The organism is Massilia sp. BGA-UO-ETr-WB1, from assembly GCF_059567845.1.
In genome coordinates this window covers 1058648-1082751 of sequence record NZ_JCAQOT010000024.1, presented here as the reverse complement: position 1 = coordinate 1082751, position 24104 = coordinate 1058648, and the positions used below count along the sequence as shown (strand labels likewise).

The 24104-nt window shown below is 66.8% G+C and carries 19 protein-coding genes and 1 pseudogene; 10 read left to right on the top strand and 10 right to left on the bottom strand.

Features of this window, described 5'->3' with window-relative positions; all coding sequences use genetic code 11:
* Positions 1-76 precede the first annotated feature (76 nt).
* The 3 genes and pseudogenes from AC56DV_RS17995 to AC56DV_RS17985 form a co-directional block, all read left to right on the top strand.
* Positions 77-1105: an SDR family oxidoreductase gene (locus tag AC56DV_RS17995; RefSeq protein ID WP_496315602.1), complete on the top strand. Its 1029-nt coding sequence runs from the start codon at positions 77-79 to the stop codon at positions 1103-1105.
* 95 nt (positions 1106-1200) lie between these two features.
* A complete protein-coding gene (locus tag AC56DV_RS17990; protein WP_496315601.1) occupies positions 1201-2187 on the top strand; it encodes a cyanophycinase in 987 nt (328 codons plus the stop codon).
* 6 nt (positions 2188-2193) lie between these two features.
* Positions 2194-2553 (top strand): annotated as a pseudogene (locus AC56DV_RS17985) (DUF4424 family protein); the annotation flags it as partial.
* A gap of 68 nt (positions 2554-2621) precedes the next feature.
* Here AC56DV_RS17985 and AC56DV_RS17980 read toward each other — a convergent pair.
* Both AC56DV_RS17980 and AC56DV_RS17975 read right to left on the bottom strand, forming a co-directional pair.
* The gene (locus AC56DV_RS17980) at positions 2622-3137 is read right to left on the bottom strand and encodes a YgjV family protein (protein ID WP_496315600.1); all 516 of its coding nucleotides are present in this window, start codon (positions 3135-3137) and stop codon (positions 2622-2624) included.
* Positions 3134-4951 (bottom strand): DUF885 domain-containing protein, encoded by a 1818-nt coding sequence (locus tag AC56DV_RS17975; RefSeq protein WP_496315599.1) that lies wholly within the window; start codon positions 4949-4951, stop codon positions 3134-3136. Before AC56DV_RS17975 ends, AC56DV_RS17980 begins: the two co-directional genes overlap by 4 nt.
* Before the next feature lie 96 nt (positions 4952-5047).
* Between AC56DV_RS17975 and AC56DV_RS17970 the strand changes: the two genes are divergently transcribed.
* The 3 genes from AC56DV_RS17970 (at position 5048) to AC56DV_RS17960 (ending at position 8361) form a co-directional block, all read left to right on the top strand.
* Positions 5048-6832: a tetratricopeptide repeat protein gene (locus tag AC56DV_RS17970; protein WP_496315598.1), complete on the top strand. Its 1785-nt coding sequence runs from the start codon at positions 5048-5050 to the stop codon at positions 6830-6832.
* A 109-nt stretch (positions 6833-6941) separates the two neighbouring features.
* Positions 6942-7700, top strand: coding sequence for an SDR family oxidoreductase (locus AC56DV_RS17965; protein ID WP_496315597.1), 759 nt, complete (start codon positions 6942-6944; stop codon positions 7698-7700).
* A 70-nt stretch (positions 7701-7770) separates the two neighbouring features.
* Positions 7771-8361 carry a TetR/AcrR family transcriptional regulator gene (locus AC56DV_RS17960; RefSeq protein ID WP_496315596.1) on the top strand — a complete coding sequence of 197 codons (591 nt, stop codon included), beginning with the start codon at positions 7771-7773 and terminating at the stop codon, positions 8359-8361.
* Between the two features lie 24 nt (positions 8362-8385).
* Here AC56DV_RS17960 and AC56DV_RS17955 read toward each other — a convergent pair whose 3' ends face one another.
* Positions 8386-9849, bottom strand: coding sequence for a tetratricopeptide repeat protein (locus AC56DV_RS17955; protein ID WP_496315649.1), 1464 nt, complete (start codon positions 9847-9849; stop codon positions 8386-8388).
* 124 nt (positions 9850-9973) lie between these two features.
* Between AC56DV_RS17955 and AC56DV_RS17950 the strand changes: the two genes are divergently transcribed.
* The 3 genes from AC56DV_RS17950 to AC56DV_RS17940 all read left to right on the top strand — a co-directional run bounded on the left by AC56DV_RS17950 (position 9974) and on the right by AC56DV_RS17940 (position 14831).
* A complete protein-coding gene (locus AC56DV_RS17950; RefSeq protein WP_496315595.1) occupies positions 9974-11359 on the top strand; it encodes a sensor domain-containing protein in 1386 nt (461 codons plus the stop codon).
* A gap of 126 nt (positions 11360-11485) precedes the next feature.
* On the top strand, positions 11486-13084 hold the full coding sequence (locus AC56DV_RS17945) for a glycoside hydrolase family 43 protein (protein ID WP_496315594.1): 1599 nt from the start codon (positions 11486-11488) through the stop codon (positions 13082-13084).
* Between the two features lie 109 nt (positions 13085-13193).
* Positions 13194-14831 (top strand): M28 family metallopeptidase, encoded by a 1638-nt coding sequence (locus AC56DV_RS17940; protein WP_496315593.1) that lies wholly within the window; start codon positions 13194-13196, stop codon positions 14829-14831.
* Positions 14832-15024: 193 nt separating this feature from the next.
* Here the strand turns inward: AC56DV_RS17940 and AC56DV_RS17935 are convergent, their stop codons facing one another.
* The 7 genes from AC56DV_RS17935 to AC56DV_RS17905 all read right to left on the bottom strand — a co-directional run bounded on the left by AC56DV_RS17935 (position 15025) and on the right by AC56DV_RS17905 (position 23147).
* Positions 15025-15519 (bottom strand): SRPBCC family protein, encoded by a 495-nt coding sequence (locus tag AC56DV_RS17935; protein ID WP_496315592.1) that lies wholly within the window; start codon positions 15517-15519, stop codon positions 15025-15027.
* On the bottom strand, positions 15516-15845 hold the full coding sequence (locus tag AC56DV_RS17930) for an ArsR/SmtB family transcription factor (protein ID WP_496315591.1): 330 nt from the start codon (positions 15843-15845) through the stop codon (positions 15516-15518). Before AC56DV_RS17930 ends, AC56DV_RS17935 begins: the two co-directional genes overlap by 4 nt.
* Before the next feature lie 123 nt (positions 15846-15968).
* Entirely contained in the window at positions 15969-18521 is a 2553-nt protein-coding gene (locus AC56DV_RS17925) for a TonB-dependent receptor plug domain-containing protein (protein ID WP_496315590.1), read from the bottom strand.
* Positions 18522-18800: 279 nt separating this feature from the next.
* Entirely contained in the window at positions 18801-19043 is a 243-nt protein-coding gene (locus AC56DV_RS17920) for a hypothetical protein (RefSeq protein ID WP_496315648.1), read from the bottom strand.
* A gap of 13 nt (positions 19044-19056) precedes the next feature.
* Positions 19057-20706 carry a M28 family peptidase gene (locus AC56DV_RS17915; RefSeq protein ID WP_496315589.1) on the bottom strand — a complete coding sequence of 550 codons (1650 nt, stop codon included), beginning with the start codon at positions 20704-20706 and terminating at the stop codon, positions 19057-19059.
* 19 nt (positions 20707-20725) lie between these two features.
* Complete coding sequence (locus AC56DV_RS17910; protein ID WP_496315588.1) at positions 20726-21424, bottom strand: glutathione S-transferase N-terminal domain-containing protein; 699 nt, start codon at positions 21422-21424, stop codon at positions 20726-20728.
* Between the two features lie 79 nt (positions 21425-21503).
* Positions 21504-23147, bottom strand: coding sequence for an isovaleryl-CoA dehydrogenase (locus AC56DV_RS17905; RefSeq protein ID WP_496315587.1), 1644 nt, complete (start codon positions 23145-23147; stop codon positions 21504-21506).
* Positions 23148-23229: 82 nt separating this feature from the next.
* Between AC56DV_RS17905 and AC56DV_RS17900 the strand changes: the two genes are divergently transcribed.
* Positions 23230-23877 (top strand): TetR/AcrR family transcriptional regulator, encoded by a 648-nt coding sequence (locus tag AC56DV_RS17900; RefSeq protein WP_496315586.1) that lies wholly within the window; start codon positions 23230-23232, stop codon positions 23875-23877.
* Positions 23878-24104 lie beyond the last annotated feature (227 nt).

Sequence of the window (24104 nt, the reverse complement as noted above, 5' to 3'; positions counted from 1 at the left end):
CAATTCAGATTTCATTTGACATTTCAATACAACATCGCCAAACTGGATTTCATATGAACTTTGAATTTCAATCATCATGCAAAACACAATCCCATTGAAGTCCGCCTTTGTCACCGGCGCCACCGGCCTGCTCGGCAACAACCTGGTGCGCGAACTGGTCCTGCGCGGCGTTGCCGTCCGCGCGCTGGTACGCTCGCTGGACAAGGGCCGCCAGCAATTCGACGGCTTGGCAGGCGTGGAACTGGTGCCGGGCGACATGGGGGATGTGGGCGGCTTCGCCGCCACGCTGCAAGGCTGCGACGTGGTGTTCCATACGGCGGCCTTCTTCCGCGACAACTACAAGGGCGGCAGCCACTGGGAGGAGCTCGAACGCATCAATGTGAACGGCACCGCGACGCTGATCGAACAGGCCTACAGCGCCGGCGTCCGGCGTTTTGTCCAGACCTCGTCGATAGGCGTGCTCAACGGCGAACCAGGCGTGCCCATCGACGAAACCTGCTTGCGCGAGCTGGGCGACGCCGACGACTATTACCGCAGCAAGATACTGGCCGACCAGGCCGTGCTGCGCTTCCTGGCGCACCACCCGGACATGCATGCGAGCCTGGTGCTGCCCGGCTGGATGTGGGGACCGGCCGATATCGGTCCCACGTCGTCCGGACAGTTCGTCAACGACGTAGTGCTGGGCAAGCTGCCGGGACTGGTGCCTGGCAGCTTTTCCGTGGTCGATGCGCGCGACGTGGCGCAGGCGCACATCGCGGCGGCGCTGCAAGGGAAACGCGGCGAGCGCTATCTGGCGGCGGGGCGCCACATGACCATGCGCCAGCTGGTGCCCTTGCTGGGCAAGGTCGCGAACGTCAAAACACCCACGCGCGGCTTGCCCGTGCCGCTGCTGTACCTGCTGGCGGCAGTGCAGGAAGCCTATGCGCGCCTCACTGGCCGGCCCATCCTGCTCAGCCTGGCCACAGTGCGGCTGATGGTGAAGGAAGCCGGGCGCACCCACTTCAATCACGCCAAGAGCGAACGCGAACTGGCACTGAAATTCCGGCCGCTGGAACAGACCGTCGCCGATACGGTCGGCTGGTACCGCAGCCGTAACTGGTTTTGAAAAGCGGCTCCCGCCTGCTGGGATAGGCGTACAATCGACTGCACCCTTACCCCTTGCCGGAGCCCATGATGCGCGCACCTGTCCCTCGCGGTCTGTTGTCTGCCCTGTACTTCTCGCTCGCGGCGCTGCTCATGCCCTGCCACGCGGCGGCGGGCAAACCCTATGATTATGCGGTGGTTGGCGACCCGGCCAACGTGACGCGGCCGGCGCCGGCCCAGCCGGCCCTGGTGCTGATGGGCGGCGGGCCGGACGTGGACGAGGCCTTCAAGTGGATGATCCAGAAGTCCGGCGGCGGCAATTTCGTCATCCTGCGCTCGCGCGGCACGGATGCCTACAACCCCTATGTCTACGCCATGGGCGGCGTGACTTCGGTGGAAACCATCACCATCGCCAGCCGCGACGCCGCCAGCGATCCTTTCGTGATCGCGCGCATCCAGGGCGCCGAAGCGCTGTTCATCGCCGGCGGCGACCAGAGCGACTACGTCAAGTTCTGGAAAGGCACGCCGGTGCAGACTGCCATCGAGGCGCTGGCCGCCAAAAACATCCCCATCGGCGGCACCAGTGCCGGCATGTCGATCATGAGCAAGTTCGCGTTCACCGCGCTGAACGGCTCCATCACCTCGCCGTCCGCGCTGGCCAACCCGTACGACAAGACCATCACGCTGGGACGCGATTTCCTTTCCCTGCCCGACATGGGCGGCCTGATCGCCGATCCGCACCTGGTCGCGCGCGACCGCATGGGGCGCTTGATCACCTTCATGGCGCGCATCGTGAACGACGGCTGGAGCGGCAGCGTGCATGGCGTGGGCGTGGACGTCGAGACCGCGCTGCTGATCGAGGGCGGCCAGGCCACGCGCGTGGGGGCCGGCTCGGCCTACTTCCTGCGCACCGTGGGCCTGCCCGAGGTCTGCAAGCCCAAGACACCGCTCACCTACCGCAACGTCGCCACCCAGCGCCTGTCCGGCGGCGGCACCTTCGACATGCGCAACTGGGCGAATTACGACGGCAGCACCGTCAATTACAGCATTTCCGCCGTCAACGGCGTGCTGAGCTCCACCCAGCCCGGCGGCTCGGTCTACTAGCCGGGAGTGTCCGCAGCGGACGTGGAAGAGACCATCATCTTCCCGCTGCTCGCCTACCCCGCCTCCGAGCAGCCCAGCGACACCTGCTTCGGCCGGCCCGGCGGCTTCACCATCCGGGTAGACGGCGAGCAGGAAGTCCCAGCCAGTAAAGTGGTGCGCGTGCACCACGAGTACCGCCCCTTCGTCGCGGCCGGGCCGGGCGAGTCCGGCATGGACGACGACACCGCACGCCGCTATTGCGCCGACGCGGCCTTCCTCAAATCATGGAAGAAGCTGGCCGCGCGCAACGGCGACGCCGGCGGCAACTATCTGAACGCCGCCAAGGTCTCCTGCATTCTCAAGACGGGCAACACCTGGAAGTCTATTCGGCAATATCGAGGGCGGCGCCGGCAGCGACGGCGAAATGCCGGCGCCGGCGAAGTAGGCTTGGCCGTTCAGGCCGGCTGCGCCCTGGCCTGGCGCGCCATACGCCAGATGGTGACGATGTTGACGGCGGCCACCACCACCTCCAGCGCGGTGCCGCCCACCGATCCGGCGATCACATTGTTGGCGATCCACAGCCCGGTCCCGCACAGCATCACCAGGCGCATGGCCACGCCCTGCAGCTGGAACAGCGCGTACGTGCCGAGGCAGGACGCCGCCAGCGGCAGCCAGTCGCTGGCCTGTTTGGCCAACGCCAGCCCCAACGCCAGGTTGGCCGCGATCACCGCCGCCGCCACCCATTTGGAGCGGGTGCGCAGCGCCAGCAGGGAGCGCAGCAGCGACATGGTGGAACTGGCGACCGCCGTGGGGTTGCCGAGCAGGGCGAAGTGCAGCACATACGCCAGGCATTCGCCCGCCATAAACAGCTTGAAGCGCCGGTCGTCGGTCTGCAGGAAGGAGCCGACGCCCAGCACAAAGGCCAGGTAGCCGACGCATTGCGCCGGGGAAAACCAGTCTATTACCGTCACGGCGCCGCCTTTTCGGCAATCCATTGGTCGACGATGCCGGCCAGCACGTCCATCGGCACCGAACCGGCGCGCAGCACCACATCATGAAAGGCCGGCAGCGTGAAGCGCGGGCCCAGCGCGCCGCGCGCCTTTTCGCGCAGTTCCAGTATTCGCATCATGCCGAGCAGGTAGGCACAGGCCTGGCCGGGGTTGGCGACATAGCGGTCCACTTCGGAAGCCGGCATGCCGTAGTCGATGGCTTGCTGGCGCGTCCAGCCCTTGGTGTGCAGGCCGGTGTCAACCACCAGCCTGCGCGCGCGGAACAGCTGTTCGGCGAGGCCGCCCAGCATGCCCACGGTGTCGCCGTCATACCAGCCCTGCTCCATGGCCAGCTGTTCCACGTACAAGGCCCAGCCTTCGCTGTTGGCGCTGCCGCCGCTGAAGATGCGCCGCGCGCGGTATTTCGGCAAGTCCGTCATTTCCTGCTGCAGCGCGATCTGGAAGTGATGGCCCGGCACGCCTTCGTGGTAGGACAGCGTGCGCATGACCGCCATCTCGTATTCCGGGCCGGGCAGCGGCATCCAGAACACGCCCGGGCGGCTGCCGTCCGGCGCCGGCGGGCTGTAGCGCGCCGAGCCGGTGGCTTCGGTCAGCGCCGGTTCGCGCCGCACTTCGATCGGCGCGCGCGGCTTCAGGTTGAACAGGCTTGCGCTGCGCTGCTCGGCGTCGCGCACCAGTTCCGCGTAGCGCGCCAGGATGGCGGGACGCGGGTCGGGCTCGGCAGGCGGCTGCAGCGATTTGTCGAGCTTGACCATGCGCTGCTGGATACTGCCCTCGGCGAAACCGAGCTGGCGCAGGTACTTGTCCATCTCCGCTTCGATGCGCGCCACTTCGCGCAGGCCGATGGCGTGCACCGCGTCCGCCTTCAGGCTGGTGCCGGCGTTGCGCGCCAGCAGGTAGTCATAAGCGGCGGCGCCGTTGGGCAGGCGCGAGATGCCCGCTTCGCTGCCGGTGCGCGGGTGCAGTTCCGCCAGCATGGCCTGCACGCGCGCGTAGGCCGGGCGTATGCGTTCGCCGACGATGCCGGTGGCGCGCGCCAGGGCGGCGCTGCGCGCTTGCGGCGCCAGGTCCGCCAGCCCGGCGCTGCGCTCGGCCAGCGAGGTGACCAGCACGTTCTGCTCCGGCGCGGGCCTGAGGAAGGCGTCCACCTGCTGCTGCGCCTTCTCCAGGATGAAGCGCGGCGGCAGCAGCGAGCGCGCGGCGGCGGCGCGCGCCATGGCCACCGCTTCATCCATGCGGGCAGGAATCTGCTCCAGGCGCGCCAGGTAGCTGTCCAGGTCGGCCGCGCGGCGCAGCGGGTGAACCTGGGTCATCAGGCGCGGCAGGCCCACTTGCGGGCCGCCCAGCTGCGAGAAAATGAACAGGTGGTCCTGGAAGGGACGGCCGGCCAGTTCGTTGGACAGCGTCCAGCGCATGGTTTCGGCCGAGGCGCGCTGGGTGGCGCCCAGCGGGCCGGCCAGGAAGGCATCCAGCCTGGCGACGCCCTTACGCGCCAGCGCGGCCTGCTTGTCGCGCGCGGCCTGGGTGATGGGCGACAGGCGCCGGTCCAGTTGGTCTTGTTCCGCGCCGGAAAAATACTGGCTCGCGGTGGCCGACTCGGGGTTCAGGCGCATGTAGTCCGCTGCAAACGCCTCCGACCATTTGTCGAACGCGGCGCTGGCGGGGGCGCTGCGCGCTGACGCCGCTTCGGGGGTGGCCGCTGGAACGGCCGCAGCCGGGGCGCCGGCGGTCAGGACGGCGAGCGGTAGCAACGCAATGGCAAAACGGGGGAACATGACGGCCTTTCAAATGAGCTCAGCCCTCTATTTTGCCTTGCGTTTGCCCTGCGCGCACCTAAACTCTATGCGTCCAATGACGAAAGAGGAGGCACCATGCCCTGCACCCGCACCCTCACGGCCGCCGCACTGCTGTCCTTGTGCCCGGTGGCGCTGACGCAGGCGGAACGCTCCAGCACAGGATTCGATCCGCTGTTCGACCAGGCGCTTTGCGCGCCGGACAAGGCCGGCCGCCCGCCCCTGCTGCTGGCCATGCTGGCCGCGCAAACCGAAACGGCGCCCTTCCGTCCCACGCAGCAGGAACGCAAGCCGGCTCCCGCGAGCGATCCGCCCCTGTACACCAACCTGGGCAACCTGCACCTGCAGGTGAGCACCGCCAGCCCCAAGGCCCAGGCGTATTTCGACCAGGGCCTGCGCCTGATCTTCGCCTTCAACCACGCCGAAGCGGCGCGCGCCTTCCGCGCCGCGCAGCGCCACGATCCCGCCTGCGCCATGTGCTACTGGGGCGAGGCCCTGGTGCTGGGGCCCAACATCAACGCGCCCATGTTTCCGGAAGCGATGGCGCCCGCCGCTGCGGCCGCAGCCAAGGCCGCCAGCCTTGCCGCGCGCGCCACGCCGGCGGAGCAAGCGCTGATCCGGGCGGTGGGCATGCGCTACCAGTCACCGGCGCCGGCCGACCGCGCCCCGCTCGACGCCGCCTACGCGGCCGGCATGACGGACGCGGCGCGCGCCTTCCCCAACCACGACACCATCCAGGTGCTGTTCGCCGAAGCGCTGATGGACTTGTCGCCTTGGGACTACTGGGAAGCAGGCGGCGCGCGCGGCAAGGGCCGCACGCCGGAGCTGGTGGACGCGCTGGAGCGCGTGCTGGAACGCAATCCCACCCATCCCGGCGCGGTGCACTACTACATCCACGCGGTGGAAGCGTCCAGCCATCCGGACAAGGCGCTGCCCTATGCGCGCGGCCTGGCGCGCCAGATCCCGGGCGCCGGCCACATCGTGCACATGCCGTCGCATATCTACTACCGCGTCGGCCTGTACAAGGAGGCGCTGCAGTCCAACCTGGACGCCATCGCCATCGACGAGAAGTACTTCGCCAGGGCCGACAGCGACGCGGTCTACAAGGGCGCCTACTATCCGCACAACATCCACTTCGCCATGGTGTCCGCGCTGATGGGCGGCGACGGCCCGAGCGCGCTGGCGGCCGCCGCCAAGCTGGACAAGTCGATCCCGGCCGAAGCGCTGCCCAGCTTCGGCATGCTGCAGCCGGTGAAGGCGGCGCCCTATTTCTCGCATGTGCAGTTCAGCAGCCCGGACCAGCTGATCGCCCTGCCCGCGCCCGACCCGCAGCACGTGCTGGTGCGCGCCATGTGGCACTACGCGCGCGCCGTCGGCTATGCCCGCAAGGGGGCGCACGCCGAGAGCCAGAAGGAGATCGACACGCTGGCGGCCATCGGGCGCACGGCCGACTTCTCCTCCATCACCAGCTGGGGCGTGCCGGCGCCGGACATCGTGCGCACGGCGCACGCCGTTGCCACCGGCCGCCTGGCCGAGGCGCGCGGCGACCTGCCCGCCGCCATCAAGGCCTACGAGCAAGGCGTTGCGGTGCAGGATGCCATGCCCTACACGGAACCGCCCTACTGGTACTACCCGGTGCGCCAGTCGCTCGGTGCGGCGCTGCTGCGCGCCGGCCGCCTGGACGACGCGGAGGCCGCTTTCCGCACGTCCTTCGCGCGCACGCCCAGCAACGGCTGGGCGCTGCGCGGGCTGATGGAGGTGTACCGCCAGCGCGGCGACCAGGCCGCCCTGGCTGCCGCGCAGAAGCGCTTCGACGCCACCTGGCTGGGGCGGCGCAGCGGGCCTGAACTGTCGCGCTTATGATTTTATGATGACCAGGCCGCTGAAAATTATTATTGACTGATCGATCCAAAACAAACTACACTCGAGCCAGTTCTTGACAATTCAGTCCAGAATAAACCCGGAGGTAGTCATGCACCAGGCAAAAGCAGAGGCGGTAAAAGCGGCGGCGTTAAAGGCGGCGTTGGTAACGGGCGGTTCGCGCGGCATAGGCGCGGCCATTGTGGAACGGCTGGCGCGCGACGGCGCCGCGGTGGCATTCACCTACGCCTCGTCCGAGGCGGCGGCGCAGGAACTGGCGGCCAAGGTGGAAGCCGGCGGCGGCCGCGCACTGGCCATCAAGGCGGACAGCGCCGACGAGGCGCAGCTGCGCGCCGCGGTGAACCGCACGGTGGAGGCGTTCGGCGCGCTCGACATCCTGGTCAACAGCGCCGGCGTGCTGGAGATGGCGCCGGTGGAAAGCTTTCCCATGGCGCAGCTGGACCGCAGCTACGCCATCAACGTGCGCGGCGCCTTCATCGCCATCCAGGAAGCGCTGCGCCACATGCAGCCCGGCGGCCGCATCGTCACCATCGGCAGCATGGCGGCCGTGCGCGCCGGCTTCGCCAACAGCAGCGTGTACGCGATGACCAAGGGCGCGCTCGCCTCCATGGTGCGCGGCATCGCCATCGATATCGGGCGGCGAGGCATCACCATCAACAACGTGCAGCCCGGCCCCACCCAGACCGATATCGTGCCCGTCGAATATATCGACACCCTGGTCAACATGCTGCCGGTGGGCCGCATGGGCAAGCCGGAGGAGATCGCCGGCATGGTGGCCTACCTGGCCTCGGCCGAAGCGGGCTACGTGACGGGAGCGAGCTTCACCATCGACGGCGGCCTGATCGCCTGAGCGCGTGGCCCGATGCGTGGCCTGATGGGTAGCTTTATAATGGCCGCCTTCCCAGCACCGATTGCATCCCATGGCCCGACCCAAGGCATTTGACCGAGACACCGCGCTGCAGCGCGCCATCGCCCTGTTCCGTGACAAAGGCTATGCAGGCGCGTCGACGGACGACCTGCTCGGCGCCATGGGCATCGGCCGCCAGAGCATGTACGACACCTTTGGCGACAAGCGCGGCCTGTACCTGGCCGCGCTGGAGCGCTACAACACGGACAGCGTGGCGGAGTTCGTGCGCGACCTGGACGCGGGCGGTCCGCCGCTGCGCGCGCTGGAAGCGGCGCTGCAAGGCTTCGCGCGCCGCGCCGGGTCCGGCTGCACAGGCTGCATGGGGGTGGGCGCGGTGCTGGAGTTCGGCCAGTCCGACCCGGACGTGGCCGCGCTCACCGGCGCCAGTTCCCGCAGCCAGCTGGCGGCATTGGAGCGCCAGTTGCGCAACGCCGCCGCCGCCGGCGAGGTGGCGAAGGACCTGGACGTGCAAGCCGCCGCCGGCTTCATCGCGTCCAGCATGGCAGGCATGCGCGTGTCCGCGCGCGCCGGCGCAGGAGTGCCGGCGCTGGAGCAGATTGCGCGGTTCACAACGCTGGCGCTGCGGCCTGCAGCCGGCGCTTAAGGATGAAGCTTCGCGATTGCAAGCTTAACGCTTGGCCGCCGGCCTGAGCACCGCGTCCACGCGCACCTTGTCCTGCGCCGTCAGCTGCGGCGCCACGGCTTTCAGAGCCGCATCGGCGTCGGCGTAACCGGCGGACTTGGCGAGGCTGAACCAGACGTAGGCCAGCGCCAGGTCCTTGTTGCCGCCCTGCCCTTCCATGGTCATCACGGCCAGGTTGAACATGGCGTCGGCCTGCCCCTGCCTGGCCGCTTCGTTGAACAGCTTGCGCGCGGTCGGGTAGTCCTGCGGCACCAGCTTGCCTTCGTAGAAGTAAGTGCCCAGCGCGCCCTCGGCCGCCGGATGGCCTTTGACCGCTGCCTGCTTGTACAGCGCAATGGCGCGCTGCTGGTCCGGCGCCACGCCGTAGCCCAGGTCATACATGCGCGCGGCGGCGTAGATCGATTCCACGTGGCCGGCCTTGGCGGCGGCGCTGAAATAGGCGCCCGCCATCTTGTAGTCCTGCGCCAGGCCGTCGTCGCCGTTGTAGTACAGGCGGCCCAGCTCGTACAGTGCCGGCACGTAGCCCTCCTCGGCCGCCTCCTGCAGGCGCGCGCGCGCCTGCGCCATGTCCTTGCGGCCGCCGAAGCCGGTCAGGTAAGCCATGCCCAGCATGCTGGCGGCGGGCGTGTAGCCGACGTCGGCCGCCTTGGCGTACCACTTGCGCACTTCTTCCGCGTTTTTCGGCACGCCGATGCCGAGCAGGTTGATCTTCGCCAGCAGCATGATGGCTTCCACCCGCTCGTTGATCATATCCGGCGCGGCGGGGTCGAATTTCATGCGGTCGAAGGTCGGATGGTAGCGCGTGTCCACCACCTGCTGCAGCCAGTAGATGGCCTGCCTGGCGTCGCGCGGCGTGCCCATGCCGTACAGGTGCATTTTCCCCAGCATCAGCGCGGCGGCGTCGTAGCCGATCTTGTCGTAGGCGGCCTTGAACTGGACCATGGCGGTGGCGTAATCCTGCTTGTCCATCGCGGCAAAGGCATTGGCCAGGGTTTTGTCCTTGCGCAGGATGCGGTTGCGCGCGGCGGCGAAGCGCCGGTCGGCCTGGCCGCAGGCCAGGCTGTCCCTGTCCGGGGTCAGCGGCTCCGCTGCGAAACCGGCGGATGGACGGCCGTCGGCGCCCGTGGAAGCGTCGCCGTCCGGACTGTTCTCATGGAAGTAGTCGGCCGGATCGGCCAGCGTGGCGGTGTGGCCGAAGTCTTCCATGTAGCGCAGCATGGTCTCGTCGTCGCTGCTGCTGTAGCCGCTCATGAAGGCGCACGAGGATGCCCGGTCGCGCGCCAATACCTTGCTCTTCGCCGCGACCACCTCGCGCGGGTCGCCCGCCGCGCCGCGCTGGCCCTTGACGACGACGCTGGATTTCGCAGCTTGCTGGGCAGCGGCGCACAATGGCAGCGCCAGCACCAACGCCAGCGCCAAAGCCGGATGCGGCTTGCGGAATGAGATCATCGTCACCTTTCAGGTCCGGAATACGAATACGGGCCTTCGATGCTATCCTGATATCACCATGCCGGGTAATCAATCCGCTGAGCAATCCCGCATGGACACCGCGTTTGCGAATAGAATGGTTGCTATGAATCCGCTAGTCAGCGCCCCCGTCGCCAGCTTCACCGACCTCCTGCTCGACGCCATCTGCATGGTGGACGCCGGCGGGCGCTTCGTCTTCGTCAGCGCGGCGTGCGAGCGCATCTTCGGCTACCGGCAGGACGAGATGATCGGCATGGCGATGATAGACCTGGTCGATCCGGCCGACCGCGAACGCACGCTGGCTGCGGCGCGCAGCATCATGGACGGCCAGCCCAATTCCCGCTTCGAAAACCGCTACGTGCGCAAGGACGGCAGCATCGTCCATATCATGTGGACGGCGCGCTGGTCCGAGGCCGACCAGTTGCGCGTGGCGGTGGCGCGCGATATCACCGCCAGCAAGCAGGCGGAGGCGATGCAGGCCGCGCTGTACGCCATCTCGGAATCGGCGCACGCGGCGGAGGACCTGCCGGCGCTCTACCAGCGCATGCACCAGATCATAGGCGGCCTGCTGCCGGTGCAGTCCTTTGCCGTGGTGCTGCGGGACGCGCCGCACGAATCGCTGTATTTCGCCTACCACGCCAATGCCAGCGGCCCGGAATCGGACGCCCGGATGGCCGTGCTGCTGTGCGAGGAAGCGCTGCGCCGCAACCTGCCGCTGCGCGTGGCGCCGGATACCACGTCCGCACTGCCGCCGATGCTGGCAACGGCAGCGCACGCGCAGCAGGGCTGCTGGCTGGGCGTGCCGCTGAACACCCCGCAGGGCACCATAGGCGCGCTGGTGCTGCGGGACGCGCCGGATTTGGACACAGGCACCGGCAACGCCGCCCGCTGCGCAGGCTACACGGACCAGCACCAGGAGCTGCTGCTGTTCGTATCGACCCAGGTCGCCACCGCCATCCAGCGCAAGCAGATGGAAGCGCGCCTGCACTTCATGGCCCAGCACGACGAGCTCACGCAACTGCCGAACCGGCGCCTGTTCCATGACCGGTTGGGCACCGCCATCGCGCGCGCGCAGCGCCAGCAGGGGCGCCTGGCGCTGCTGTTTGTCGATCTGGACAAGTTCAAGCAGGTCAACGACCTGCACGGCCACGCCGCCGGCGACCGGTTGCTGGAGACGGTGGCGCACCGCCTCAAGGACTGCGTGCGCGAGGCCGACACCGTGGCGCGCATCGGCGGCGACGAGTTCGTGGTGCTGCTGGAGCACGTGGCGCGGCCCGAAGCGGCCATGCTGGTCAAGGAGAAAATCCACCAGGCGCTGGCTGTACCGGCCGATATGGGCGACGGCCGTACGCTGCAGGTCAGCGCCAGCATCGGCATTGCCCACTTCCCGGACGACGGCGCCGACATGCCGCAACTGCTGCGCCACGCCGACCAGGCCATGTACGCCGCCAAGCAGGCGGCGGGACAAACGCCGGGACAAGAAGCAGCGTAGTACGCGCAACACACTGATTTTTTGAAGCAGCCGACAAATAGTGTTTGCGAAATCATGCATATTCGCGCATGCTTGGGCAACTTCGGTCCGGCCAATACGCATCCGGTCCGGCCAAAATCCCGACCCATGATGAAACCACTACTGACCTGCGCGCTGCTGGCAGCGCTGAACCTGGCCCACGCCGCCGAGCCCTGGGTGGCGGACCTGGGCAACGGCAGCTACCGGAACCCGGTGCTGAACGCCGACTACTCGGACCCCGACGCGGTGCGCGTGGGCGACACCTATTACATGACCTCGTCCAGCTTCAACAGTGCCCCCGGCCTGCCGCTGCTGCAATCGAAGGACCTGGTGAACTGGGAGCTGGTGGGCCACGCGCTGCCGAAGCAGGTGCCGGCCGCGCACTTTGACGTGCCCCGCTTTGGGGCCGGCGTGTGGGCGCCCTGCCTGCGCTACCACGACGGCAAGTTCTGGATCTTCTACCCGGACCCGGACTTCGGCATCTACGTCATCACCGCGCAGAACTTCAGCGGGCCATGGAGCGAACCGCACCTGCTGCTGCCGGGGCGCGGCCTGATCGACCCTACCCCGCTGTGGGACGACGACGGCAAGGCCTTCCTGCTGCACGGCTGGGCCAAGAGCCGCGCCGGCTTTAACAATGTGCTCACGCTGCACCCGATGACGCCGGACGGCAAGCGTGTGCTGGACCCGGCCGGCAAGGTGGTCATCGACGGCAACAAGCTGCCGGGCTACCGCACGCTGGAAGGGCCCAAGTTCTACAAGCAGGACGGCTGGTACTACGTGTTCGCGCCGGCCGGCGGCGTGGAGGAAGGCTGGCAGACCGTGTTCCGCTCGCGCAGCATCGACGGTCCGTATGAGGACCGCATCGTGCTCGAACAGGGCGCCACGGCGGTGAACGGCCCGCACCAGGGCGCGTGGGTGCGCGCGCAGGACGGCAAGGACTGGTTCCTGCATTTCCAGGACCGCAAAGCCTACGGCCGCGTGGTGCACCTGCAGCCGATGACGTGGACTGACGGCTGGCCGCTGATCGGCCAGCCGGGCCCCAAGCCTGGCGTCGGCAACCCGGTGGCAAGCTACCGCAAACCGGTGGCCGGCCAAGCCGTGAAGGTGCCCGCCACCAGCGATGAATTCAGCGGCAAGACGCTCGGCCTGCAGTGGCAATGGAACGCCAATCCGCAGCAGGGCTGGTACTCGCTTGGCGCGCGGCCGGGCCACCTGCGCCTGCCGGTGCTGGCGGCGCCGCAAGCGGACGGCTATGTGCGCGCCGCGCCCAACATCCTCGGCCAGAAGCTGCCGGCCGGCGCGTTCACGGTGGACACGCGCATCGAGCTGCACGGCGCGGCCGAGGGCGACCGCGCGGGCCTGATCCTGAACGGCATGAGCTATGCGTGGCTGGGGCTGCGCAAGCAAGGCGGCGACACGCAGCTGGTGTACGCCGCCTGCACGCCCTTCGCGCCGCGCTGCAAGGAGCAGAGCACGGTGCTGCTGCCGCAGGCGCCTGCCGCGCTGGCGCTGCGCATGGTGATGGCGGACGGCGCGCAGGCGCAGTTCCACTACAGCCTGGATGGCAAGGAGTACATCGCCGCCGGGGCGCCGTTCGCGGCCACCAAGGGGCACTGGGTAGGCGCGCAAGTGGGCCTGTTCAGCGTCGGCAGCGCTGCCGGCAGCGGCTACCTGGACGCCGACTACTTCCGCCTCGGCCGCTGAAGCCGGCTCCACGCCGGCCGCGCCGCCGTTGACCTCCGCAATGTTTAGGCCGATACTTGCAGCGTTTTTGCCTATCCATTACCCAAGGAGGTTCACAGTGAAAAACGCCATGCTAGCCACCCTGCTGCTATCCGCAGCTGCGGCGCAGGCCAACGATACGCCCAAGTTCGATCCGCAGCGCCTGTCGCAGGACGTCAAAGTATTGTCATCGGACGAATTCGAAGGCCGTGGGCCGAACACCGCCGGCGAAACCAAAACTGTGGACTACCTGATCGAGCAATTCAAGGCGGCCGGCATGAAGCCGGGCGGCGACCTGGTCAACGGCAAGCGCAGCTGGACCCAGGAAGTGCCGCTGGGCCGCTTCGAAATCCAGGGCCCGGTCACGCTGTCGCTGAACGACGCCAAGGGCAGCCAGCCCTTCCTGCAGGGCGACCAGATGGCCGTGCGCGCCGCCATGAACGGCGCCAAGCGGGTGGACTTCGACAAGGCGCCGCTGGTGTTCGTCGGCTACGGCGTGAACGCGCCGGAGCGCAAGTGGGACGACTTCAAGGGCGTGGACCTGAAGGGCAAGCTGGCCGTGGTGCTGATCAACGACCCGGACTTCGAGACCGGCGACGGCGACTTCGGCGGCAAGGCCATGACCTACTACGGCCGCTGGACCTACAAGTATGAAGAGATGGCGCGCCGCGGCGCGCTGGGCACCATCATCGTGCACGAAACCGCGCCCGCCTCCTACGGCTGGCCGACGGTGAAGAACTCCAACACCAACACCATGTACGACATCGTGCGCAAGCAACCGGGCAAGGCGCACGCGCCGATGGAAGCCTGGATCCAGCGCGACGTGATCGTGGACCTGTTCAAGCGCGCCGGCCTGGACTTCGAGGCGGCCAAGAAGCAGGCGCAAACGCGCGCCTTCAAGCCGGTGCCGCTGACCGGCCTGACCCTGTCCGCGCACTACGCGGTGGACACGCAGGTGATCAAGTCGAAGAACGTGGCGGCCCTGATGGAAGGCAGCGAGCGTCCCAAGCAGACCGTGATCTACAGCGGCCACTGGGACCACCTGGGCGTAGGCCTGCCGGACGCCAAGGGCGACAAGATCTACAACGGCGCGGTGGACAACGCCACCGGCATCGCCGCGCTGCTGGAGCTGGCGCGCGTGTACGGCAAGCAGCCCGCGCCCAAGCGCAGCGTGGTGTTCCTGGCCGTGACGGCCGAGGAAAAAGGCCTGCTGGGTTCCGAATACTACGGCGCCAACCCGCTGTACCCGCTGGACCAGACCGCAGGCGTGATCAATATGGACGCCCTGAGCCCGATGGGCCCGTCGCGCAACTTCACCATTTCCGGCAGCGCCAAGCTGGAACTGATCGACCAGACCATCGAGAAAGCCAAGCGCTGGAACATGGTCTATTCGCCGGATCCGAAACCGGAAGCGGGCCACTTCTTCCGCTCCGACCACTTCTCGATGGCCAAGCGCGGCGTGCCGGCGTTCTCCATCGGCTCGGGTGAGGACTGGATCGACGGCGGCCTGGCGGCAGGCAAGGCGGCCGAGGTGGCGTACAACACCAACAACTACCACCAGCCGTCCGACGAGTGGAGCGCGCAGTGGCCGTTCACCGGCCTGGCGCGCGACCTGGAGCTGCTGTACACCGTGGGCCGCGACCTGGCCGACTCCAAGGACTGGCCGAACTGGGGCAAGGACTCCGAGTTCCGCGCCATCCGCGACCAGAGCGCAAACAAGCGTAAATAAGCGCAAATAAGCCGCGCCATCGAAAGCAAGAAAGCCTGCGCGAGCAGGCTTTCTTTTTTTGTTGGTGCCGGTATATTTCCCGACCGCCGGCGCCGGTAGTAGCGTCTCTGTGTACGCTATGCCCGGTTGTCTCCTCCAACCTCCAACCAGACATTCATCGTAGCAATCCCGGCGCGCCGCGCCTTGATATTCGTCAAACAGCCTGCTTGCGCAGGTAGGCTTCCAGCTGGTCGAAAGTGCCGCCGTAACCCTGCTGCAACGACGGGCGCAGCTCGTCGAAGAACTGGTATTCGGGGGCGGTCTCGCCAAAAGGGATGGCGCTCAGCGCCACCGTGGTGACGCCGTCCTGCTCGCTGAACACCACGGTGTTTTCGATCTCCAGCGGACACACCGGGCTGAACGGCGCGCGCTCGATGCCGCAGTGCTCGTTGGCGAAGGAGTTCAGCCACACGATGCGCTGCTGCGGCGCGATCTCGCGGTAGTTGAAGCGGCCCCACATGGCCGGCGCGCCGGCGAAAAGCATGGCGTAGTGGAAAAAGCCGCCGGGGCGGAACTCCAGCCGCTTCACTTCCACCGTGCAGCCCTGCGGTCCCCACCACTGCTGCAGTCGCTCGGCCTCGGTCCAGGCTTGCCACACGGTGGCCAGCGGCTGCGGGTACTGGCGGGTAATGGTGAATGCTTGCTTCATGTCTGCTTCCCTTCCTTGTTGAGATAGTCGCCCAGCCGGTCGAAACGGTCTTCCCACATGCCGCGGTAGGTGTCCAGCCAGTCCGCCACTTCCTTCAGCCGCGCCGCCTCCAGCTTGCACGGCCGCGTCTGCGCCAGGCGGCTGCGCGAGACCAGGCCGGCCTGCTCCAGCACCTTGATGTGCTTGGAGATGGCCGGCTGCGTCATGGCGAACGGCTCGGCCAGTTCGTTAACGGTGGCCTCGCCCGACGCCAGGCGCGCCAGGATGGCGCGCCGCGTGGGATCGGCCAGCGCCGAAAAGGCGCGGTTGAGGGTATCGGGGTGCATGGCGTCGCTTTTGTATATAACCATGTTGGAATATAAGCCTGCGGCCGCGCCCTGTCAAACAAAAAAAACCGCCCGGCTTGCACCGGGCGGCTTGGGGGCGTACCCCGTGGGACTGCGTTGCGTTTAGAAGCGATAGTTCAGCGACGCGGCGAAGGTGCGGCCCAGCTGGCTGAACTGCGAACCGTCGTAGGTCACCATCGAGTAGCGGCCGTTGAAGGTGATCAGGTTGCGCTGCACTTCAGCCGGCGTCATGCCGTAGGCGTCGACGGCCTTGTTGTCCAGCAGCGCCTGGCCGGTGGAGTTCAGCGCGCGGATGCTCCACTTCGGCGTCACGTTGAACATATTGTTCACGTTGAACGACAAGGTGACCGACTTGTTCAGGTTGTAGTTCAGCGCGAAGTCGGTCAGGGTCTTGGTCTTGAACGCGGTTTCCAGGTTGGCGTCCAGGCCGGCCTGGCGGAAGTAGGTCGGGCCGAACACGGTGTTGTTCAGCGAGAAGTTGACGTCCTTGTAGTCCAGGTCCGCACCGATGATGGTCTTGAACTTGGGACGCGAGGTGAACATCAGCGCTTCCTGGGTGGCGTCCAGCACGGACTGGTTGGCGGTGGCCACCGGACCCGGATTGTTCACCGCGCCGTCGCGCTCGTTTTTCAGCGAGTAGTTGCCCGACAGATTAAGCGTCAGCTTGCCGCCGGCCAGCGGGATGTTCTTGCGCGACACCACGTAGTCGATGCCCGAGGTTACGCTGTCGAGCGCGTTGACGAAGAAGCTGACCGAGACGATGCCGTTGGCCTTCAGGATCTGGTCCAGCGCCTGCGACGGATCGCCGCTCGGCTTGATCTCCTTGCCCAGGATGATGCGGTCTTTTACCCGGATATGGTAGAAGTCCAGCGTCAGGCTGGTGTCGGCGTCCGGCTTCAGGCCCAGGCCGACGGTGATGTTGTTCGACTTCTCCGCCTTCAGCTTGGGCACGCCCAGCGCCACCGCCTGCGCCGACACGTTGTTCACCAGGCCGGACACCTGGATGCCGGAGCCCGGCACGAAGGAGTACTGCGCCTTCTGCGTGAAGGTTTGCGCCAGCGACGGCGCGCGGAAACCGGTCGAGGCCGAGCCGCGCAGCGTGACCTGCTCGTTCACCTTGTAGCGGGTGGACGCTTTCCACACGAAGGCGCTGCCGAAGTCGGTGTACTTCTCGAAGCGGCCGGTGCCGTCCACCAGGAAGGCGTCGCTGATGTCCCAGGTGGCGCCGCCATACACGCCGTAGTTCGAACGCGACGATGGGAAGGAGTTTTCCGGCGAGTTGCCCGCATACGAGTCGGCGCCGCCCAGGATATAGGACGCTTCTTCGCCCGCGATGACGCGGTATTTCTCGTGGCGCAGTTCGGTGCCGGCGTAGGCGTTGACGGTGGGGCTGAGCTGCTTGGAGACGTCGCCGTTGAACACGAAGTGCTCGAACTTGACGCCGCCCGCGTTAAAGCTGGTCGGCGAGCGCACCTTGCTGGTGCCGGCCAGGAAGGCGTCTTCCATGCCGCGGTTGACCGAGTTGGCCACGCCGTATTCCTGCTCGTTGCCGCCATAGGTCAGGCTGGCGTCGGCGTTCCAGCCGGCCAGCGGGAACTTGACGCCGGCGGTGGCGTTGTAGTCGTCCAGCTTGCCGATGAAGCTCGGCACATAGCCCAGGTAGGGCGTGCCGGCCGGATGCAGCAGGCCGTAGTCGGTCGGACGCCAGTACGGCGTGCGGTAGTTGGCGAAGCTGTCGATTTTCTTGTGGATGTAGGCGGCGTTGCCGTAGACCGACACGCCGTCGCTCAGTTCATAGCGGCTGTTGACCAGGCCCTTGAAAGCTTCGGTGGCGGGCGAGCCGTTGATGTTGCCGGCGTCCGGCTTGATGGCCAGGAAGTCCTGCACCTGCTTCACGGTGGCGCCGAAATCGCTCGCCTCGCCCCTGGCGTCCACCAGGCCGGGACGGTTGGACAGCTTGGTCTTGGACACGTCCAAGGTGAAGTTGACGAAACCGCTGTCGCCCAGCGCCACGCCCTTGTTCAGGCTCAGGCCGCCCATCTCGCCGTCGCTCTCGTGGGTGATGCCAGCGCGCGCCGTCAGCGAGCCGCCTTCGGCCGCGTCCTTCAGGATGATGTTGACCACGCCGGCGATGGCGTCCGAGCCGTACTGGGCGGACGCGCCGTCGCGCAGCACTTCGATGCGCTTGATGGCGTCGGTCGGGATGGCGGAAATGTCGGCGCCGCTTTCGCCGCGGCCGGGAGAAGTCTGGGTGTAGATCAGCGAGCTGGCGTTCTTGCGCTTGCCGTTGATCAGGATCAGCACGCGGCTCGGGCCCATGTTGCGGATTTCGTACGGGTCCAGCAGGGAAGTCGCGTCGTTGACCGGCGTTTGCACGGTGTTAAAGGAAGGCACGCGGAACTGCATCGATTTGTCGAGCGAGTTCTGGCCGGTCTTGGTCAGCTCGCGCGCGCTCAGGATATCGATCGGCACCGGGGTGTCGACCAGGGTGCGCTGCGCGCCACGGCTACCGGTCGAAACGATGACCACCTTCTGGATGTCTTCCGCCGCGGCTTCGGCTGCGGCCGGCGCGGTAGTGGCGGGCTTGACTTCCTGCGCCAGGATGTAGGGGCTGGCGGACAACATCAACACTGCAAACGGAAAACTTTTCTTCATGGATCTTCTCTCTTGTAACGGTGTTTTCTAGGTATGGGTGCGCTTGTGGCGGTGTTACTAAGGTTGAATGTATATGTAACATTGCTATGCGTCCATTCAATACGGTTATGGGAGCAGGAATACAACGTTCCGTGAAGTTTCCCGATAAGACTTGTGATACTTGGTACTTTTTCTGTGTAAGATGAGCACGCGGCCCGTCCGCGCGGCGGACGATACCACTTTATTTTTACAGCTTGACGGCAGGGGAAAATCGGGCCGCGCGAACGGCGGCCCGGGGGATCAGCGGCGCGGCTTGCCCGGCGCGTTTTTTGGTGCTTTTTGAGCTGCGGAGGCCGCAGAATAAAGGGTTTTCGCGTCCTTGTGGGCCTGGTCCAGGGTACGCAATGCCTTGTCTTCGTCATGTTTGACGAAGAACTCCGCATCCTGCGCGGCTACTACCAGTTTGATGGCGGCCGCATCGGCCAGGCTGTACTTCTCGACGATCAAGGTGGTCACCTCGTCGAGATACTCTTCGTATGTCATTTCACTTGCCATTTCATTTCCTAAATGTGTCGCCGAAGAAGTCGCCCTTGTTCCAGCTTGGCCTGTCGGCGGCGTTGGCGATCTCCAGCGCGATGTTGTAATTGAGCTGGGCAAAGCGCGCAGCGGCGTCGAAATTGAACGGCAGCTTCAGGTCGTCCGTCGGCTGATGGTAGTTCGTGCCGAGGAAGTGTTCCCACTGCTTGGCGCCGTCTTCGCCCTTCTGGAAGGACGCCATGCCGGTGGCCAGGAAAATCGACGGGATGCCCTGGCGCACGAACATGTAGTGGTCGGAACGGGTAAACAGGCCCTGCTCCGGCCACGGGTCCGGAATCAGCTCCAGGTTCATCGGCTTGAGCGCGCGCGTCAGGTTGCCCTTCAGGCTGGAATGCTCGGCGCCGAAGGCCATCACGTTCTTGAAGTCGAAGGTCAGCAGCGGCATGTCGAGGTTGACGTTGGCCACGATGGAGCCGGCCGGCACGGTCGGATTGGTGGCGAAGTAGTCCGCGCCCAGCAAGCCCTTTTCCTCGCCGGTGACGGCCACGAACAGGATGGAGCGCTTGGGCTTGACCTTGCCCTGGGTGAACAAGCGCGCCGTTTCGATCAGCGTGGCCACGCCGGAAGCGTTGTCCATGGCGCCGTTGAAGATGTTGTCACCGCTCTTTTCCTTCACCTGGCCCAGGTGGTCCAGGTGGGCGCTGAACACCACGTACTCGTTCTTCAGCTTTGGGTCGCTGCCTTCTATCATGCCGACCACGTTGCTGCTCTTCAGGTCGTTGCGCGTGCTTTGCGAAGCCATGCGGGCAGAAACGCCCAGGTCGCCGCGCTGCACCGGCTTGTCGGCTGCCACCTGTTCATAGATGCTGTCCAGTTTCATGCCGGACTGCGCGAACAGCTTGCGCGCGGCGGGGATGCTGAGGTTGTAGCGGTTCTGCAAGGTGGGCTGCTGGTGCGCCGCCACGCCGTTCTTGTCCACCCAGCTCATGCTGGGGATGTAGCGGTAGTCCTTCAGCTTGGCGAACGGTACGGCTTTCTCCGAGCCCGGCGTGGGGATGGTGATCATGCCGACGGCGCCGTGGCGGGCGGCCGCCTCGCGCTTCTGCTCGCCGCTGGCGAAGTGCGCGCCTTCCTCGGTGGGGAAGCTGCGCGGCTTGCCTGAGAGCACCACCACGATCTTGCCCTTCACGTCCACGCCCGCGTAGTCGTGGTGCTTGAAGCGGTCCGCCTCGATGCCGTAGCCGACGAACACCAGCGGCGCGCCGACGGCGGACTGGTCTTCCAGCAGGCTGCCGGAGGTCACATATTCGTCCAGGTAGGCCAGCTTTTCGGTGCCGGCCTTGCTGCTCAGTTCCAGCAGCGGCGACTCCTGCACCAGGCGCGTGGCGCGCAGCGGCACCTGCTGCAGAAAGCTGCCCTGGTCGCCCTTGGGCGCCAGGCCGTATTGCAGGAACTGCGTGGTGACATAGTGCGCGGCGATGTCGTAGCCCCGGCTGCCGGTTTCGCGGCCTTCCAGCAGGTCGTCCGCAAGGAAGGTCAGGTGGGCCCTGATCATGTTTTTGTCGGCGCGGATGTCTTGCGTGTTCTGCACAGCCTGCGCAGGTTGCGCGTGCGCGCCGGCCGCCAGGGCCAGCAGGCCCGCCGCCAGTATGGAACGATGTTTCAGCACTATGTCTTCCTTAGTCTTGTCAAGTTGGGCGCTTCGGGATTTCCAGGCCGCGCTGCACGGCGGGTCGCGCCAGGCAGCGTTCCAGCCAGGCCGGCACGCGCGACAGGCTGGCGTAGTCCACCAGCTCGCCCGCGCCGTAGAAGCCGATCAGGTTGCGCACCCAGCCTATCATGGAGATGTCCGCGATGGAATAGCCATGGTCCATGATGTAGTCGCGGCCTTCCAGGCGCGTCTCCAGCACCGCCAGCAGGCGCTTGCTCTCGTTCACGTAGCGTTGCAGCGGGCGCTTGTCCTCGTATTCGCGGCCGGCGAACTTGTGGAAGAAGCCCACCTGGCCGAATATCGGGCCGATGGCGGCCATCTGGAAGAACACCCACTGGATGGTTTCGTAGCGTGCGGCCGGATCGGCGGGCAGGAACCGGCCGCTCTTCTCGGCCAGGTAGAGCAGGATGGCGCCCGATTCGAACAGCGCCAGCGGCTTGCCGCCCGGGCCGTTGGGGTCGACGATGGCGGGGATTTTGCCGTTGGGGTTGAGCGACTTGAATTCCGGCGTATTGCTCTCGTCCTTCATGATGTCGACCAGGTGCGGCTCGTAGGCCAGGCCGGTTTCTTCCAGCATGATGGATACTTTCACGCCGTTCGGCGTGGGCAGCGAATACAGCTGGATGCGTTCCGGGTGTTGGGCGGGCCAGCGCTGGGCGATGCTAAGGTCGGACATGGGGGATCTCCATCTTCAGTGAGAGATGGGAGTGTAACGCGATGCCACCGGCTTTGCCGGCGGCGCCGCGAACGTGCATCTACCCCTGCCACGCCTGCGCCAGCACCGCGCCGCAATCGACGCGCGCGTCGAGCGAACCGAACACCCGCCCCCATTCGCTGTCGTAGCGGCTGGCGATGAACGCCTCCGCGCTGGCCTGCGAAGCCGATTCGCGCATCAGCACCGCCTGCGCCGCCAGCATCAGCTTCTGCGTGTAGCGCCGCGCGCCCGCTTCCAGCTGTTCCGGCGGCTGGCGCAGCGCGTCGCGCAGGCCGGCGATCTCGGCATGCAGGCGCACCTCGTCGCCGGCGCGGCGCTGCAAATCGTCCAGCAGCACCTGCATGCTGTCCGGATGGCGCGCGATGGCGCGCAGCACGTCCAGGCACATCACATTGCCCGAGCCTTCCCAGATCGAATTGACGGGCGCTTCGCGGAACAGGCGCGCCATCGGCCCGTCCTCCACGTAGCCGTTGCCGCCAAAGACCTCCATCGCCTCGCCCGCCATCTCCACCGCGCGCTTGCAGATCCAGAACTTGGCGGCCGGCGTGACGATGCGCTTCCACGCCTGCGCCGCCTCGCCCTGCTGGCCGAACGCCTCCGCCAGCCGCATGGACACGCGCAGCGCCGCCTCGCTTTCCAGCGCCATGTCGGCCAGCACGGAGCGCATCAGCGGCTGCTCGATCAAGGTGCGGCCGAAGGCCTTGCGCTGGCGCGTGTGGTTCAGCGCCTGCACCAGCGCCTGGCGCATGAAGGCCGCGCTGGAGATGCTGTTGTGCAGCCGCGTGTTGGTGGCCATCTCGATGATGGTGGGGATGCCGCGCCCCTCCTCGCCCACCATCACGCCCCAGGCGCCGTGGAACTCCACCTCGCTGCTGGAATTGGAGCGGTTGCCCAGCTTGTCCTTCAGGCGCTGGATGTGGATGGGATTCTTGCTGCCGTCCGGGCGCCAGCGCGGCACGTAAAAGCAGGACAGGCCGGCATCGGTGCGCGCCAGCACCAGGTGCGCGTCGCACATGGGCGCCGAGAAGAACCACTTGTGGCCGACGATGCTGTACTCGCCGCCCCGTCCCCCCGCGCCGCCGGTATGCGTGGCGCGCGTGGTGTTGGAACGCACGTCGGTGCCGCCCTGCTTTTCCGTCATGCCCATGCCCACCATGATGGACTTCTTGGCGGCGGCGGGAATGTCGCGCGCGTCGTGCTCGTTGGAGAACAGCAGCGGCTGCAGCTGCGCGAACAGCGCCGGTTCCTGCTGCAGCACCGGGATGCAGGCGAAGGTCATGCTGGCCGGGCAGAAGGAACCGGCTTCGATCTGGTTGTGCATGTACTGGCTGGCGGCGTAGGCGGTCCACGCACCGGCGCGCCGCTCGGTGAAAGGCTGCGAGACCAGGCCGTGACGACGCGTGATGGCCAGGAACTCGTGCCAGCTGGGGTGGAACTCCACCACGTCGATGCGCTCGCCGGTGCGGCTGTGCGTGTGCAGCTCGGGCGGGTGGCGGTTGGCCAGCTCGCCCATGCGGATCACCGCCTCGCTGCCCAGCAGCGCACCCTGCCCGGCCAGCGCATCGGCGTGCCAGCCCGCGCCGCCGCGCCGCACCGCGTCCTGCAGCAGCGGGTCGGTCAGGTAGAGGTTGTAGTCTTTCAGTTCAGCAGCCTGGTTGCTGATCTCGTGGGTTTCCCATTGCATGTCAGTCTCCGTGGTCCGGTCGAATGATTCCGATCGAACTAGTATAGGATTAAAGTTTGTTCAGCATGTTCGGATTCCCCCCATGACAGATTCCAGCCGCGCGGTCCGCCAGAAGCCCCGCCGCAGGCCGCTCCAGGCGCGCTCCTGGGCCACTTCGCTGGCCGTGCAGGAAGCCTTTGTTCGGGTTTTGCTGGAACGCGGCTACGAGGGCGTGACCATCCGCGAGGTGGCGGCCGTGGCCGGCGTGGGCGTCGGCACCTTCTACGAGTACTTCCCCAACAAGGAGGCGCTGGCCGCCGTCTGCCTGCGCACGCGCATGAAGGCGGTGGTCACCGAGCTGGCCGAAACTGCGGAGCTTGCCAAGCCGGCCGGGCTGGTGGACGCCATGCTGGACCGCATGGTGCAGCGCTTTGCGGGCAGCGCGGCGGAATGGCAGGCGCTGCTGCACCTGGAGCGGCGCATCTCCACGCCGGAAGCCTACGCGCGCCTGTACCGGCTGGCCACCGATATGTGGGCCGCCGCGCTGGCCCGCGCCGTGCGGCCGGGGCCGGAGCAGGAGCAGGAGCCGGCTGCTGCGCTGGGGCAGGCCGCCTGGGTGGTCCATACCGCGTCCTACAGCCTGCTCACCCAGCGCATCATGGAAGACGGCCCGCGCACCGACGCGGCCGCGCTGCGGCGCCAGCTCGGCGTGCTGGTGCATGCCTACCTGGCGGCCGAGGGCTACGGCTAGCCGCTGCTGGTGGACGCCATGAAGAAAATGACGCTGACCGACGCCAGGAACATCCTCAGCGGCGGCGACGCAAGGATCCGCCCGGCACCGGCGGCAAGCTGATCGGCAAAGTGTTCGGCGCCTTGATATAACAGACTGCCACACCGGACTGTCGAGAAACTTTACAGTCCTGGTAACACTGCCCCCGCAAACCCTTGATTTCAGCGCGTTTGCGGAACAGGCATGAA

Excerpts from the sequence above, each read along its gene's own strand:
- AC56DV_RS17905 (WP_496315587.1), bottom strand. The coding sequence starts at position 23,147 with ATGCAATGGGAAACCCACGAGATCAGCAACCAGGCTGCTGAACTGAAA.
- AC56DV_RS17970 (WP_496315598.1), top strand. The coding sequence starts at position 5,048 with ATGCCCTGCACCCGCACCCTCACGGCCGCCGCACTGCTGTCCTTGTGC.
- AC56DV_RS17950 (WP_496315595.1), top strand. The coding sequence starts at position 9,974 with ATGAATCCGCTAGTCAGCGCCCCCGTCGCCAGCTTCACCGACCTCCTG.
- AC56DV_RS17920 (WP_496315648.1), bottom strand. The coding sequence starts at position 19,043 with ATGACATACGAAGAGTATCTCGACGAGGTGACCACCTTGATCGTCGAG.
- AC56DV_RS17940 (WP_496315593.1), top strand. The coding sequence starts at position 13,194 with ATGCTAGCCACCCTGCTGCTATCCGCAGCTGCGGCGCAGGCCAACGAT.
- AC56DV_RS17930 (WP_496315591.1), bottom strand. The coding sequence starts at position 15,845 with ATGCACCCCGATACCCTCAACCGCGCCTTTTCGGCGCTGGCCGATCCC.
- AC56DV_RS17995 (WP_496315602.1), top strand. The coding sequence starts at position 77 with ATGCAAAACACAATCCCATTGAAGTCCGCCTTTGTCACCGGCGCCACC.
- AC56DV_RS17925 (WP_496315590.1), bottom strand. The coding sequence starts at position 18,521 with ATGAAGAAAAGTTTTCCGTTTGCAGTGTTGATGTTGTCCGCCAGCCCC.
- AC56DV_RS17910 (WP_496315588.1), bottom strand. The coding sequence starts at position 21,424 with ATGTCCGACCTTAGCATCGCCCAGCGCTGGCCCGCCCAACACCCGGAA.
- AC56DV_RS17955 (WP_496315649.1), bottom strand. The coding sequence starts at position 9,849 with ATGATCTCATTCCGCAAGCCGCATCCGGCTTTGGCGCTGGCGTTGGTG.
- AC56DV_RS17935 (WP_496315592.1), bottom strand. The coding sequence starts at position 15,519 with ATGAAGCAAGCATTCACCATTACCCGCCAGTACCCGCAGCCGCTGGCC.
- AC56DV_RS17945 (WP_496315594.1), top strand. The coding sequence starts at position 11,486 with ATGATGAAACCACTACTGACCTGCGCGCTGCTGGCAGCGCTGAACCTG.
- AC56DV_RS17975 (WP_496315599.1), bottom strand. The coding sequence starts at position 4,951 with ATGTTCCCCCGTTTTGCCATTGCGTTGCTACCGCTCGCCGTCCTGACC.
- AC56DV_RS17960 (WP_496315596.1), top strand. The coding sequence starts at position 7,771 with ATGGCCCGACCCAAGGCATTTGACCGAGACACCGCGCTGCAGCGCGCC.
- AC56DV_RS17965 (WP_496315597.1), top strand. The coding sequence starts at position 6,942 with ATGCACCAGGCAAAAGCAGAGGCGGTAAAAGCGGCGGCGTTAAAGGCG.
- AC56DV_RS17900 (WP_496315586.1), top strand. The coding sequence starts at position 23,230 with ATGACAGATTCCAGCCGCGCGGTCCGCCAGAAGCCCCGCCGCAGGCCG.